Annotated in this window: 16 protein-coding genes; 4 read left to right on the top strand and 12 right to left on the bottom strand. The window is 62.1% G+C overall.

Annotated elements, in window-relative coordinates; all coding sequences use genetic code 11:
- Positions 1-67: 67 nt before the first annotated feature.
- Positions 68-991 (top strand): bifunctional helix-turn-helix transcriptional regulator/GNAT family N-acetyltransferase, encoded by a 924-nt coding sequence (locus QEN71_RS01575; RefSeq protein WP_201651325.1) that lies wholly within the window; start codon positions 68-70, stop codon positions 989-991.
- Between the two features lie 85 nt (positions 992-1,076).
- Here QEN71_RS01575 and QEN71_RS01570 read toward each other — a convergent pair whose 3' ends face one another.
- Complete coding sequence (locus tag QEN71_RS01570; protein WP_201651326.1) at positions 1,077-1,889, bottom strand: MetQ/NlpA family ABC transporter substrate-binding protein; 813 nt, start codon at positions 1,887-1,889, stop codon at positions 1,077-1,079.
- Positions 1,890-2,222: 333 nt separating this feature from the next.
- On the opposite strand from QEN71_RS01570, the gene QEN71_RS01565 reads away from it, so the two are divergent.
- Positions 2,223-3,041, top strand: coding sequence for an FkbM family methyltransferase (locus tag QEN71_RS01565; RefSeq protein WP_201651327.1), 819 nt, complete (start codon positions 2,223-2,225; stop codon positions 3,039-3,041).
- 7 nt (positions 3,042-3,048) lie between these two features.
- Here the strand turns inward: QEN71_RS01565 and QEN71_RS01560 are convergent, their stop codons facing one another.
- Positions 3,049-4,827 (bottom strand): methyl-accepting chemotaxis protein, encoded by a 1,779-nt coding sequence (locus tag QEN71_RS01560; protein ID WP_201651448.1) that lies wholly within the window; start codon positions 4,825-4,827, stop codon positions 3,049-3,051.
- A gap of 228 nt (positions 4,828-5,055) precedes the next feature.
- Here QEN71_RS01560 and QEN71_RS01555 point away from each other — a divergent pair, with 228 nt between their 5' ends.
- Positions 5,056-5,346 carry a YciI family protein gene (locus QEN71_RS01555; RefSeq protein WP_201651328.1) on the top strand — a complete coding sequence of 97 codons (291 nt, stop codon included), beginning with the start codon at positions 5,056-5,058 and terminating at the stop codon, positions 5,344-5,346.
- Between the two features lie 98 nt (positions 5,347-5,444).
- On the opposite strand, the gene QEN71_RS01550 is transcribed toward QEN71_RS01555, so the two are convergent.
- From QEN71_RS01550 to QEN71_RS01530, 5 genes are all read right to left on the bottom strand, one after another.
- Positions 5,445-6,062 carry an SCO family protein gene (locus QEN71_RS01550; RefSeq protein ID WP_201651329.1) on the bottom strand — a complete coding sequence of 206 codons (618 nt, stop codon included), beginning with the start codon at positions 6,060-6,062 and terminating at the stop codon, positions 5,445-5,447.
- A 4-nt stretch (positions 6,063-6,066) separates the two neighbouring features.
- Positions 6,067-6,972 (bottom strand): heme o synthase, encoded by a 906-nt coding sequence (gene cyoE, locus QEN71_RS01545; protein WP_201651330.1) that lies wholly within the window; start codon positions 6,970-6,972, stop codon positions 6,067-6,069.
- 6 nt (positions 6,973-6,978) lie between these two features.
- Positions 6,979-8,088 (bottom strand): COX15/CtaA family protein, encoded by a 1,110-nt coding sequence (locus QEN71_RS01540; RefSeq protein ID WP_201651331.1) that lies wholly within the window; start codon positions 8,086-8,088, stop codon positions 6,979-6,981.
- Positions 8,089-8,139: 51 nt separating this feature from the next.
- Complete coding sequence (locus tag QEN71_RS01535) at positions 8,140-8,829, bottom strand: SCO family protein (RefSeq protein WP_201651332.1); 690 nt, start codon at positions 8,827-8,829, stop codon at positions 8,140-8,142.
- Positions 8,830-8,899: 70 nt separating this feature from the next.
- Positions 8,900-9,664, bottom strand: a complete 765-nt coding sequence (locus QEN71_RS01530; RefSeq protein WP_201651333.1) for an SURF1 family protein — start codon at positions 9,662-9,664, stop codon at positions 8,900-8,902.
- A gap of 99 nt (positions 9,665-9,763) precedes the next feature.
- Here QEN71_RS01530 and QEN71_RS01525 point away from each other — a divergent pair, with 99 nt between their 5' ends.
- Positions 9,764-9,973 (top strand): twin transmembrane helix small protein, encoded by a 210-nt coding sequence (locus QEN71_RS01525; RefSeq protein ID WP_028365060.1) that lies wholly within the window; start codon positions 9,764-9,766, stop codon positions 9,971-9,973.
- 251 nt (positions 9,974-10,224) lie between these two features.
- Here QEN71_RS01525 and QEN71_RS01520 read toward each other — a convergent pair whose 3' ends face one another.
- The 5 genes from QEN71_RS01520 to ctaD all read right to left on the bottom strand — a co-directional run bounded on the left by QEN71_RS01520 (position 10,225) and on the right by ctaD (position 13,985).
- The gene (locus QEN71_RS01520) at positions 10,225-11,082 is read right to left on the bottom strand and encodes a cytochrome c oxidase subunit 3 (RefSeq protein WP_201651334.1); all 858 of its coding nucleotides are present in this window, start codon (positions 11,080-11,082) and stop codon (positions 10,225-10,227) included.
- A 145-nt stretch (positions 11,083-11,227) separates the two neighbouring features.
- Positions 11,228-11,437 (bottom strand): DUF2970 domain-containing protein, encoded by a 210-nt coding sequence (locus QEN71_RS01515; RefSeq protein ID WP_201651335.1) that lies wholly within the window; start codon positions 11,435-11,437, stop codon positions 11,228-11,230.
- 38 nt (positions 11,438-11,475) lie between these two features.
- Complete coding sequence (locus QEN71_RS01510; RefSeq protein WP_201651336.1) at positions 11,476-12,090, bottom strand: cytochrome c oxidase assembly protein; 615 nt, start codon at positions 12,088-12,090, stop codon at positions 11,476-11,478.
- Positions 12,091-12,142: 52 nt separating this feature from the next.
- Positions 12,143-12,280, bottom strand: a complete 138-nt coding sequence (locus QEN71_RS01505) for a cytochrome oxidase small assembly protein (protein WP_201651337.1) — start codon at positions 12,278-12,280, stop codon at positions 12,143-12,145.
- Positions 12,281-12,371: 91 nt separating this feature from the next.
- Positions 12,372-13,985, bottom strand: a complete 1,614-nt coding sequence (gene ctaD, locus QEN71_RS01500; protein ID WP_201651338.1) for a cytochrome c oxidase subunit I — start codon at positions 13,983-13,985, stop codon at positions 12,372-12,374.
- Positions 13,986-14,004: the final 19 nt, after the last annotated feature.

The raw sequence follows: 14,004 nt of genomic DNA, 5'->3' as shown, positions 1-14,004 counted from the left end.
GCGATCACTCGATGGAAACAACAGAGCTTGGTGACCGAATGACAGTCGAATACGGGGAACGGACAAGGTGAACGATCCCGACATAGCCCGGGCGGAACAGGTCCGCCACTTCAACCGCTTTTACACGCAGCACATCGGGGCACTGCACGAACATCTGCAGAAGAGCCCGTTTTCGCTGACGGAAGTGCGCGTGATGCACGAGCTGTCGCGCAGCCAGCATCAGACGGCTGCGGCGCTCGCGCGCGACCTCGGCATCGACAGCGGTTATCTGAGCCGGCTGCTCGCGAGCTTCGAGCGACGCAATCTGATTTCGCGGAAGCCGTCCGAAATCGACGCGCGCCAGTCGCTGGTTTCGCTGACGGAGACGGGACTCGCCGCGTATCGGCCGCTCGACGCCGCCGCGATCGACGAAGTCGTCGCCGTGCTCGCGCGGCTCGCGCCGCACTCGCAGGATCAGCTGATCGCCGCGATGAAGCTGATCGAGCGGCTGCTCGACGAGCGTCCACGGCACAGCATCGTCACGTTGCGGGCGCCGCGTGCGGGCGAATATGGTTTGCTGGTGTCGCGCCAGGCGCAGTTGTTCGCGCAGGCGCACGGCTGGGATCACACGTTCGAAGCGCTGCTCGCGCAGCAGGCCGCGCGCTTCGCGCAAGGACACGACGTGCAGCGCGAAAACTGCTGGGTCGCGGAACAGGATGGGCTGATCGTCGGATCGGCGCTGGTGACGAGCGCCGCCGACGCGCAGGCGAACGTTCATATGCTGTACGTCGAACCGGACGTGCGGCGGCTCGGCATCGGTACGCAGCTGATCAACGAATGCGTGCGCTTTGCGAAGCGGGCGGGATACCGCACGTTGTCCGTCGAAGGCGAAAGCTCGCTCGACGAAGCGCGTCGGCTTTTCACGCAAGCCGGTTTCGCGCTGCTTGCGGCGGCACCGGAGCGGCGCTTCGGGCGCGATCTCGTCATCGAACGGTGGGAGCGCGGGATGTAGACGCGCTTCGCTTCTAACGTCGCAAACAAAAAAGCGCCACGGTTTCCCGTGGCGCTTTTCACATCGAGTGGTCAGTTCGTGCCGCTCAGAACGACGGCACGACGGAACCCTTGAACTCCGTCTTGATGAACTGGCGAACGTCTTCCGACTGATACGCGGCAACCAGCTTCTTCACCCACGGCTGGTCCTTGTCCTTCGCGCGCACGGCGATCAGGTTCGCGTACGGACTGTGCACGTCTTCGAGCGCGATCGCGTCTTTGGTCGGCTGCAGGCCGGCTGCCAGCGCGTAGTTCGTGTTGATCGCCGCGGCGTCGACATCCGACAGCGAACGCGGCAGTTGCGCGGCATCGAGTTCGACCAGCTTCACCTTCTTCGGATTCTCAGCGACGTCGAGCGGCGTCGCGGTGCCGCCGTTCGTGCCCGCGCCCGCCTTCAGCTTGATCACGCCTTGCGCCTGCAACAGCAGCAGCGCGCGGTTTTCATTCGACGGATCGTTCGGCACTGCGACCTTCGCGCCTTGCGGCAGATCCTTCAGCGACTTGAGCTTCTTCGAATAGACACCGAGCGGCGAGATATACGTCAGGCCCGCATTGACGATCTTGTAGCCGCGCTGCTTCACCTGGCTGTCGAGATACGGCTGATGCTGGAAGCTGTTCGCGTCGAGATCGCCGGCATCGAGTGCGGCATTCGGCTGCACGTAGTCGTTGAACTCGACGACCTTCACGTTGAGGCCTTCGCGCTTCGCGACCTTCTGCACAACCGACCAGATTTGCGCGTCGGGGCCGCTGATCGTGCCGACCTTGATGACCTTGTCGTCGGCGTGTGCGCCGAAGCTCGTGACGAGTGCCGCCGAAGCGAGCGCTGCGGAAAAAACCTTGATGAGTGTTCTGCGCTGCATGTGATTCTCTCTTGACTGCCTTGTTTCAGATTCGTAGATCGACGGCGGACGTTCTTGAATTGCCCGTCATGCGTCGAGCCGTAGATGGTCTCACAGGCTCGCGTCGATGTGAAATACAGGGTTCGCATATGGGTATGCGCGTTTCCCGGCGCGGCCCCGCGCCATACCTCACAACGTGATGCATCGGAGCGCGAGCGTTTTCAGAGCCGTCCTATACGGGAATCTGCGCCGCATTTTTAAGATAGTGGATGTCCGAACGCGCACCGATCAGCCGGACTTCCTCACCCGCGAACGCCGCGGGACATCACTCCATCAACGCATACGCAGACACTCATGTCATTTCCCGCTCGCCCCATCGCCTACGTTCTTGCCTCGACCAACCACGGCAATATGATCGTCAACCGCAACGACTTCGCCTTCAAGGAGGACGGCACGACGTTCGGCGTCGGCTTTCAGCTGCTCACTGCGTCGCAGTTCGACATCAATGAAATCAACCTCGCGCGCATGATTCTCGATCTGCGCCGCCATCACTTCGGCGACGGTGTGGTCGCGATCGACGGCGGCGCTAACATCGGCGTGCACACGATCGAATGGTCGCGGCATATGTACGGTTGGGGACAGGTGCATGCGTTCGAAGCGCAGGAAATCGTCTTCTATGCACTGGCGGGCAACATCGCGCTCAATAACTGCCTCAACGCAAGGGCGCGTCTCGCGGCACTGGGTGAGCGATGCGGCGACATGATCGTGCCGCGGCCGGACTACATGCGGCCCGCGAGCTTCGGCAGCCTGGAACTGCGTCAGAGAGAGAACACCGAGTCCATCGGCCAGCACATTTCGTACGACGCAAACCACGGCGCCAAGGTGCCCGTGGTCGATCTGCCGTCGCTGGAACTCGATCGTCTGGACTTTCTGAAACTCGATGTCGAAGGGATGGAGCTCGACGTGTTGCGCGGGGGACGCACGGTGCTCGAACGGCATCTCCCCGTCATGCTGATCGAAATGATCAAGTCCGATCGCGCTTCTATTGAGACTTTTCTGCTGGAGCTTGGCTATCGTTCGTTCGACTTCGGAATCGACATACTCGTGATTCACGAATCCGACCCGACGTTGCAACACATCCAACAGACCGGGAACGGACTCGCGATCGGTTAAGGAGCTATCAGAAGGTCGTCCAGTCGTCGTCGGATGACTTCGGTGCAGGCGTGCGCGGCGCGGCTGCCGGCTTGCGAGCGGCGGGCGGTGCCGCGTGCTCTTCGCGCGCAGCAGGTCGCATCACGGGCTCGTGCTGCGCGTGGGTCGTTTGAACTGCCGCAGGTTCCACGTGCGCCTTCGGCGCCGGCTTCGGTACAACCTTGCTGGCGACGGTCCGCACGGGAGCCGGTGTCACGACGGCATCCGAGCCACTCACACGGAACGTGCCGATCGTCTGACGCAGACGCGTCGCCTGATCCTGCAGCGATGCCGCAGCCGCCGCAGCCTGTTCGACGAGCGCCGCATTCTGCTGCGTGACCTCGTCCATCTGCGTGACCGCACGGCCGACTTGCGAAATGCCGCTGCTCTGTTCTTCCGACGCCGCCGCGATCTCGCCCATGATGTCCGTCACGCGACGCACGGCCTGCATGATCTCGCTCATCGTCGTACCGGCCTGCTCGACGAGCGTGTAGCCGTTGTTGACGCGCTCGACGGAATCGCCGATCAGCTGTTTGATTTCCTTCGCCGCCGTCGCCGAGCGTTGCGCGAGGCTGCGCACTTCGCCTGCGACGACCGCGAATCCACGGCCCTGCTCGCCGGCGCGTGCCGCTTCGACGGCCGCGTTCAGCGCGAGAATGTTAGTCTGGAACGCAATGCCCTCGATCACGCCGATGATGTCCGAGATCTGACGCGAGCTATCGTTGATCTCCGTCATCGTGCTGATCACGCGGCTCACGACCTCGTTGCCCTTCGTCGCGATTTCCGATGCGTTGTTCGCGAGGCCGCTCGCCTGGCGCGCGTTGTCGGCGTTCTGCTTGACGGTCGCCGTCAGCTCTTCCATGCTCGCGGCCGTTTCCTGCAGCGACGCGGCCTGCTGCTCGGTGCGCTGCGACAGATCGCCGTTACCCGCGGCAATCTCGTGCGTCGCCGACGCGATCGATTCCGCCGACTGGCGAATCTCGCCGATCGCACGCTGCAGACGGCTTTGCATCTCGTTCATCGCGGCCATCATGCTGGTTGAATCGTTCGCGCGCACGGGCACGATCTGCGTGAGATCGCCCGTTGCAATGCGCGCCGCGAGCTTCGCTGCATCCTGCGGCTCGCCGCCGAGACTGCCGCGCACGTTGCGGATGATCAGCACCATCGCGAACGAAATCACCGCGCCGATCACCAGCACGACGATGAAATGCTCGATCAGGTTCGCGTAGTAAGCGGTGTCGATGTCGCGCACGAACACGCCGCTCACAATGTTCCAGTCCCACGGCGTGAAATGCACCGCATAGCTGATTTTCGGCACGGCTTCTTCGCTGTGCGGCAGGCGTCCGCGATACTCGGCGAAGCCTTTGCCCGTCGCCTTCGCTGCATCGACGATCGATACATACAGCAGTTTGCCGTCCGGATCCTTGAAGTCGCCGACCGCTTTGCCGTTCATCTGCGGCAAGGTGGGGTGCATCAGCACGACAGGCTTCGAATCCATCACGAACAGATAGCCCGATTCGCCGTAGCGCATCGTGGCGAGACGTGCGAGCGCGTCGCGCTGCGCATCGGCCTCGCTCATCTTGCCGGACTGCGCGAGCGCGTAGTAGCCGTTCACGACGCCTTGCGCGGCATCGACGAGATTCACCATGCCTGCCTTGCGCTCGTCGAGCATTGTCGAACGGGTTTCAACCGCGCTCCACAATCCGACGCCCAGCAAACCCAGCCATACGAGCACAAGCGATAACCACAGCTTGCGGTTCAGACTCATCCTACTCATGTTGTGTTGGTCTCATGTGGTGGTGTTACTTTCCTTGGCATATCCGTCGCGCCGCCTCGGCAGGCGATCAGCGCAAACGATTGCTCTTACTGGATAACGGCACGTCGAGGCGCTGACTTGAGGCGGGCTGTAAGGGACACATCGCCGTTAGATGCGCGGATAATGACGGGACACGCCGATATGCATGCCATCCGGCTCATCCCTTTTGCGAGGTTTCTTATGTATGTCGTTTCCCTCACCTACACGGCATCGCTGGATCGCGTGGACGACGCGCTGGAAGCGCATCGCGCGTTCCTTGCGCGGCAGTTCGATGCGGGCGTGTTCGTCATGGCCGGGCCGAAAGTGCCGCGCGACGGTGGCGTGATCATCGCGGCAGGTATCGAACGAGCAAGGCTGGACGAGATTCTCGCGAGTGATCCGTTCGCGCAGCAGAAGGTCGCGCGCTATGACGTGACGGAATTCAAGGCGACGCGGATGGCGCCAGGAATGAATCTGAAAGTGCCGGAATGAGGTGAGGTTTGAGAGTTTGCGGTTTGAAAAAAGAAAAGGCTGCACGATGCGTGCAGCCTTTCTTGTTTCGAAGCGCGGTTCGTTCTTAAGCTAATCGCTCAGCCAAGCAACAGCTTGAGATCATGAACCCACGGCGATGCACCCTGGCCATCGCGCGCGAACAGACGCAGCTTGCCGTCGGTATCGAACACGTAGCTGGCTGCGGTGTGATCCATCGTGTAGCTGTCGGGTGTCTTGCCCGGCACCTTCGCGTAGTAGACGCGGAAGTCCTTCGTGACTTTGGTCAGCTGCTCCTGATCGGCAGGACGCAAGCCGACGAAGGTCGGGTTGAACGCGGGAACATATTGCGCCATCAGTTCAGGCGTATCGCGCTCCGGGTCGACAGTGACGAACAGCACCTGCACGCGCTTCGCGTCTTCCGGGCCCAACTGCTGAAGCGCCTGCGAGAGTTCGGCCATCGTCGTCGGACACACGTCCGGGCAATGCGTATAGCCGAAGAACAGCACGACGACCTTGCCCTTGTAATCTGCGAGCGTGCGCGTCTTGCCGCCCGAGTCGGGCAGCGAAAAATCAGTACCGAACTGCTTGTTGCCCGTGATATCGACGTTCGTGAACGCGGGCTGTTCTTTCCCGCATCCCGACATCAGCGCCGCGCCGCCGAGCGCGCACGCGACGAGAGCAACGCGCGCCGCGCGCGCGAACCGTTGAGTGAGCATGGTCTTACGCGCCGATCAAGGCGCGCGAATAGTGGTCGATCAACAGCGCCGCAAACAGCAGCGACAGATAAACGATCGAGTAACGGAAGGTTTTACGCGCGAGGTCGTCAGAATATTCCCGATAAATCTTCCACGCATACGCGAGGAACACGGCGCCCAACAGAACTGCCGACGCCAGATACACGATTCCGCTCATGCCGGAGATGAACGGCATCAGCGTGACGGCGAACAGAATGACCGTGTACAGGAGGATATGAAGACGCGTGTAGGCTTCACCGTGCGTGACGGGCAGCATCGGCAGGCCGGCGTTTTCGTAGTCTTTGCGGCGATACAGCGCGAGCGCCCAGAAATGCGGCGGCGTCCACACGAAGATGATCAGCACGAGAATCCACGCGTCGCCGGGCACTGCGCCCGTCACGGCCGCCCAGCCGAGCGCCGGCGGCATCGCGCCCGACGCGCCGCCGATCACGATGTTCTGCGGCGTATAGGGCTTGAGCAGCAGCGTGTAGATGATCGCGTAGCCAACGAAAGTGGCGATAGTGAGCCACATGGTCAGCGCATTGGTGAACGTGTAGAGCGTCCACATGCCGAGTCCGCCGAGCACGGCCGAAAACAGCAGGATCTGCGACGTGGTGATTTCGCCGCGCGCTGACGGACGCCACGCGGTGCGACGCATTTTCGCGTCGACTTTCTGTTCGACGAGACAGTTGATCGCGAAGGCCGCGCCTGCCAGCAACCAGATGCCGACTGCGCCGCCGATCAGCACCGTCCACGGCACCATGCCGGGCGTGGCCAGGAACATGCCGATCACTGCGCAGAATACGGCGAGCTGCGTGACACGCGGCTTCGTCAGCGCAATGTATTGAGAAATCCGGCTACCGGGCGAATGAGGGAGAGTTGTGCTGTCCATGAAGAGTCACGCTGGCGCGGCGTCGCGCGCGGGAACAACGGCGCGGCCGGGACGGCTATAAGCGATTCGAAAGTTTAACATAACGAGCAAAAGCAGCAGGATCGCGGCCCCGCCGTTATGGGCGACGGCAATGGGCAAAGGCCATTGCAAAACGATGTTCGACAGACCCGTGATGAACTGGATCACGATCACGAGCAGCACGCCGTTCGCGGGCCGCCGCAGCGACTCGAAGCGGCGCATTTTCAGCGCGAACCAGAGCAGATACGCGACCACGACGAAGGCAAACGTGCGATGCGTCCAGTGAATCGCGACGAGCGCGTCCTGCGTGATCACGTCGCCGTCGCCCGTCATGCCCAGCGCACGCCACAGGTGGAAGCCGTGGCCGAAGTCCATCGACGGAATCCACTGGCCGTTGCAGGTCGGGAAGTCGGTGCAGGCGAGCACGGCGTAGTTCGTGCTGACCCAGCCGCCGAGCGCGATCTGCACGATCAGCACCGCGAGGCCGAACAGCGCGGCAGCACGCCAGTTCGACGCCGCCGGTTCATACGCAGGCACGGGCGTCTGACGCGCGGCGAGCCAGCCGAGCGTGCCGAGCAGCGCGAGCCCGAGCAGCAGGTGAGTCGTAACGATCACGGGTTGCAGCTTCATCGTCACGGTCCAGGCGCCGAACGCGCCTTGCACGAGAATCAGCAGCAGCAGCGACGTCGGCCACCACGGCGACACGTGCAGCGGACGGCGCTTGATGCGCGCGACCCACGCGATGATCGTCTGCGCGACGATCAGCACGCCTATCGCCATCGCGAAGTAACGGTGAATCATCTCGATCCACGCTTTGGTCATGCTGACAGGGCCCGACGGCATCGCCTGATACGCCGCGCTGATCGCCGCGTGCGCGATGAACGGCGACGACGTGCCATAGCAACCCGGCCAGTCGGGACAGCCGAGACCCGAATCCGTCAGACGCGTGAAGCCGCCGAACATCACGAGATCCAGCGTCAGGAACGTCGTGACCCAGACCAGCTTGCGGAACTTGTTGTCGTCGGCTTTCACCCACACGTACGACAGCGGCAGCAGCGCAATGCACAGCCCGATCAGTCCCAGTTGCAATACGAACATCTATCTTTCCTTCTATCGCCTCGAAGCGCGTTTTGACGTGCCCGGGGCACTTTAGCCGATACCGGAATTTCTCAGCAGTTTCGTGACGTCGCCTTTGATCTTCGTCGGGTTTGCGTCTTTCGGAAACCGCATCATCAGATTGCCGCTCGGATCGACCATGTAGATATGGTCGGTGATTTGCGTGCCGTCGTCGGCGGGCAGCCAGGCGGCCACTTCCTTCGGATCGGCGATCAGCATGTCGGTGTCCTTGTACGCGGTATCGACGATGTCGGGCACCTTGCCCGCGTCCGTGCGCAGAAACACGTTGACGATGCGCTCGCGCTCGCCCGCCTGCGTCGCGCGCACCTGGCGCATGAAGTACAGCTTCGTCACGCAAGGCTTGTCGCACGCGCTGCTGTCGACGGAAATCAGCAGCCAGCGGCCGCGCAGCGACGCGAGCTTCATCGGCTTGCCGTCTTCGCCCGTCACGACGAGCGCGTCGGGAATCGGGCGTTGCGGGTTGATCAGCGTGCCGTAGCTGGTCGTGCCGCCTTTCGGCTTGATCACGTAATACGTGAAGTACGACCCGATCACGGGCGCCGCGCAGACCAGCGCGATCAGCAGCAGTGTCCAGCGGCCGCGCTGCCACGAACCTTTGCCTTTGCCGCCGGGCTTTCCCGGAACGGCACGTTGCCCATCTTGCGCGGGTTGCTGCTGCGTTTGCTGCCGCGTTTGCTGCGAACGGGAATTGTGCGTCGACACTCGTGATCCTCTTTCCTTGATGGCGCTTGCGATCGCGCTACTTTCGCGCGCTCAAACAAGGCGCGACCTGTTATGCGCGGGGCGCCTGTCCGTTGTTGGCCGCGTCGCTTTCGGGACGTTTGTCGCCGACCAGCTTCGCGTTCTTCGCGCCGCGGCGCGCCGCGTACAGACCGAATACGACAGCCGCGAACGCCATGCCCCACCACTGGAACATATAGCCGTAATTGCGTTCGACACCCGATGTCGGCGCGGGCCAGTCGCGCACGAGCTTGTCGCCGTCGTCGTTGATCTGCTGGATCACGAACGGCTGTAGCGGCAAGCCCGTCTCAGTCGCGAACGACGCGACATCGAGGTTCTGGCGAATCGTCTGATGCGCGGCCGAGCCGCCCTGCCCGAGTTCATACGCACGGGTCGCGTCGGCGCGCGCAATGCCTTCGATTTCGACCTCGCCCTTCGGCGTGTCGTACGGCGCGATGGTCGTGCGCTCGTTCATGTTGCGCGGCAGCCAGCCGCGATTCACCAGCACGTAGCCGCCGTCGCGCAGTTTAAAGGGCATCACCACGTAAAAGCCCGGCTGGTCGTTATACGGGCGATTATCGAGGTACACCACTTGCTGCGGCATAAACTGTCCGACTGCGCGCACGCGATGAAACTCGATGTCCTTCAGCGCGACCGGCGCGGCGCCGATGTTCTGCGCGGGCGCATTTTCGAACTGCGTGATGTGCGCCTCCAAGGCTTCCTTCTGATGCGCGCGATCGCGCTGCCAGAAGCCAAGCCGCACCGTCACGGCGACGACGATCAGAATCAGCAGCGTCGGTATGAGACGAATCTTCATCGTGCGATGTTGGACTGCGTTGAAGCCGACAGACGAACCATTGCGTGCGGTGCGATAATGAAATCGTTGCTTTCGCTTTCCTGAATTTCAGTTGGTTCCATGCACATTCTCGTTCCCATCGCGTTCGCTCTGATCATCGCCAGCATGGTGTCCGCGCTGTACTTCATGATGCACGACCGGGGCAAGACGAAGCGTATGGTGTGGTCGCTGGCGACGCGCGTCGGTCTGTCGATTTCGCTGTTCCTGTTCATCCTGTTCGCGAACTGGATGGGCTGGATTCACTCGACGGGCATCCCGTACGGCCGCTGACGCGCGCTTGCGTTCTGCCACCTGCCGTCCGCCATCTCAAAATCGACGGCGAAGTATGCCATCGAATTTCCGCGCCTATCGGGCAATACACCATTACCCGCGCGGCGACATTCCTGCCTTATCAAGTACAACGCCGCCCCGACGGGGTCGAGGGCGGCGTTGTTCACGTCTTCTTCCAGCCCGCGCTTACCGCCTCGATGCGTCGATATGACGCACGCCTCGCGCAGGTTTTCGTCGTATCCGAACGACGCTTACAGCCAGTACACGACGACGTACAGCCCGAGCCACACGACGTCCACAAAGTGCCAGTACCACGCCGCGCCTTCGAACGCGAAATGGTGATCCGCCGTGAAGTGACCACGGATAAGCCGGATCATCACGATAGCCAGCATCGTGCCGCCCAGGAACACGTGGAAACCGTGGAAGCCCGTCAGCAGGAAGAACGTCGAACCGTACACGCCCGACGCGAGCGTCAGGTTCAGCTCGTTGTACGCGTGGAAATACTCGAAACCCTGCAGGAACAGGAACGACACGCCCAGCACCAGCGTAGCCGCGAGCCATGCGATGGCCTTGGTGCGGTGATTGTCGCGCAGCGCGTGGTGCGAAACCGTCAGCGTCGCGCCCGACGACAGCAGCAGCGCGGTGTTGATGGTCGGCACGGGCCACGGCGTCATCGACTTGAAGTGCGACACGAGATCTGCCGGTCCGATATTCGGCCATACCGCCGAGAAATCCGGCCAGATCAGCTTGTAGTCGAGACTGCCGAGCTGATGCATCGCGATCTGGCGCGCGTAGAACAGCGCGCCGAAGAACGCGCCGAAGAACATCACTTCGGAGAAGATGAACCAGCTCATGCTCCAGCGGTACGACGCATCGACGCGCTTGCCGTACATGCCGCCTTCCGACTCGGAGATGGCGTCGCCGAACCAGTGGTACAGCGTGAAGAGCAGCCACAGCAGACCGATCAGCGCCGTGATGGGAGCCCACGGCTCGCCGTTCACCCACGCCGCAAACGATCCGAGCATGACCAGCAGACCGATTGCAGCACTGATCGGATGCCGCGACGGATGCGGTATGAAATAGTACGGGCTCTCGTTTTGACCGCTCATTGTTGATTCTCCACTTCAGTCCAGTTGTTCCGCTTGGTCCCGTTGAATCCACAGCCGACTGCGCTGCGCCCGGGCTCTATCTCCTGCGGCGCGCTGCGCTGCGCCGCCCTGCTCCATTCATTGCGTCCAGCCTCGTTCAAGCGCCTCAGCCGACCACCGCGCGTACGATCAGAATCAGCACACCGATGAAAATCGCCGCGCCGATCAGCGCCGCTGCGACGACGTGCAACGGATTCAGTTGCGTGGCGTCCGCTTCCAGATCGCGCCGTTTGCGCACACCGAAAAACGACCACATCACCGCTTTCATCGACTGGCCGAAACTGCTTTTCCTGCCGCCGCGACCGCTATCGTTCATGTTCCTCGGCTTCTCTGGGCAAGCGTCATTGATACGCGTCAGGCCGGGTTTGCAGCTTTCGCCGCGCCGTCAGCCGTCTGACCTTCCGTGCCGCGCGTCGTCGCCGCAGGCGCATTCAGTTCGAAGAACGTGTACGACAGCGTGATCGTCTTCACGTCTTTCGGCAGCTTCGGATCGACGACGAACACCACGGGCATCCGCTTCGACTCGTTCGCCTTCAACGTCTGCTGCGTAAAGCAAAAACACTCGATCTTCCTGAAGAACTCGGTCGCCTGCTTCGGCGCGTAGCTCGGAATGGCTTGCGCCTGAATCGTGCGCGCCTGCTGGTTGCTCACGTCGTACATCACCGTCGTGACTTCGCCGGGATGCACGTCGATACTGTTCTGCTCCGGCTTGAAACCGAGCGGCCCACGCGCATTCGCGTCGAACTCGATCGAAATCGTGCGGGTCATGTCGACCTGCGTGTTCTTCGCCTCGCGCGCCGTGGCGTCGCGCTGCACGAGGTTGTTGATGCCCGTGACCTCGCAGATCGCGCGATACATCGGCACCAGCGCAAACCCAAAGCCGAACATCAGCAATGCGACGACGACCAGCTTGACCAGCATCGGACGGTTAAAAGAACGGTCGGCCCCAGCGGGCGGTTGCGTCGACATCGAACTTCCTCAACGGATCACATGCACGGCACTACAGACTCGTCACGCCAGGTCAGTGAGCAAACCAGACCTGCTTGACGACGGCACCCAGAAAAAAGACGGCGACGACGATCAGCAGAATCAGACCGAGCCGCAGGTTCCCTGCGCGAATTTCTTCAGGCGTACGTCTTTTTTGTGGATTCCGACTCATGCTCGACATTCGTGGTGCTGCCTGCTTTTATCCAGCTTTCCTGCTCCGGCGTGGCGACGCCGGAGCAGGAACTGCGAAGACTGCTGACGGCTTACTCGACCGTCGGCGGATTTTCGAACGTGTGGAACGGTGCCGGGCTCGGCACGGTCCATTCGAGGCCCGTCGCGCCGTCCCACGGCTTGTCACCTGCCTGCTCGAGTTCGCCGCCGCCGCGATAGGCCGGCAACGCGACCGCGAACAGGAAGTACACCTGCGCAAGACCGAAGCCGAATGCGCCGATGGTGATGACCTGGTTCCAGTCGGTGAATTGCGCCGGATAGTCGGCGTAGCGACGCGGCATACCGGCCAGACCGACAAAGTGCATCGGCAGGAACGCGAGGTTGAAGAAGATCAGCGACGCCCAGAAGTGGATCTTGCCGCGCGTCTCGTTGTACATCCAGCCGGTCCATTTCGGCGACCAGTAATACCAGCCGGAGAAGAGACCGAACAGCGAACCCGCCACCAGCACATAGTGGAAGTGCGCGACCACGAAGTAGGTGCCGTGATACTGGATGTCGAGCGGCGCCATCGCGAGCATCAGGCCCGTCAGACCGCCGAACGTGAACACGAACAGGAAGCCCACCGCGAACAGCATCGGCGTTTCGAAGGTGAGCGAACCGCGCCACATCGTCGCGACCCAGTTGAACACCTTCACGCCCGTCGGCACGGCGATCAGCATCGTCGCGTACATGAAGAACAGCTGGCCGGTGACGGGCATGCCCGTCGCGAACATGTGGTGCGCCCAGACCATGAACGACAGGATCGCGATCGATGCCGTTGCGTACACCATCGAGCTATAGCCGAACAGCGGCTTGCGCGCGAACGCCGGGATCACCTGCGACACGATCCCGAACGCCGGCAAGATCATGATGTACACCTCGGGGTGGCCGAAGAACCAGAAGATGTGCTGATACATCACCGGGTCGCCGCCGCCTGCCGCATTGAAGAAGGACGTACCGAAGTGGCGGTCGAACAGCACCATCGTGATCGCGCCCGCGAGCACCGGCATCACGGCGATCAGCAGGTACGCGGTGATCAGCCACGTCCACACGAACATCGGCATCTTCATCAGCGTGAGGCCGGGTGCGCGCATGTTCAGGATCGTCACGACGATGTTGATACCGCCCATGATCGACGACGCGCCCATGATGTGGACCGCGAAAATCGCGAAGTCCATGCCCGGGCCCATCTGCGTCGAGAGCGGCGCGTACAGCGTCCAGCCGGCGGCCGTTGCACCGCCCGGCGTGAAGAACGAACCGACCAGCAGCACGGCAGCGACGGGCAGCAGCCAGAAGCTGAAGTTGTTCATCCGCGCGAAGGCCATGTCCGATGCGCCGATCTGCAGCGGAATCATCCAGTTCGCGAAGCCGACGAAGGCCGGCATGATCGCGCCGAACACCATGATCAGGCCGTGCATGGTGGTCAGCTGGTTGAAGAACTCGGGGCGCATGATCTGCAGGCCCGGTTCGAACAGTTCAGCACGGATGCCCAGCGCCATCACGCCGCCGGACAGGAACATGATGAACGAGAACAGCAGATACAGCGTACCGATGTCTTTATGGTTCGTCGCGAACAGCCAGCGACGCCAGCCATGCGGCGTCTCGTGGGCGTGGTCGCCGTGCACGTGCTCGTGCCCTGCGGCTACATCGTGTCCGATGCTAGACATGACAATCTCCTAAATCGAA

The sequence above is a fragment of the Paraburkholderia sabiae genome (assembly GCF_030412785.1).
GTDB lineage: Bacteria > Pseudomonadota > Gammaproteobacteria > Burkholderiales > Burkholderiaceae > Paraburkholderia > Paraburkholderia sabiae.
Note: the sequence above shows the minus strand (reverse complement) of the source record. Positions and strands in the feature narration are given on the sequence as shown.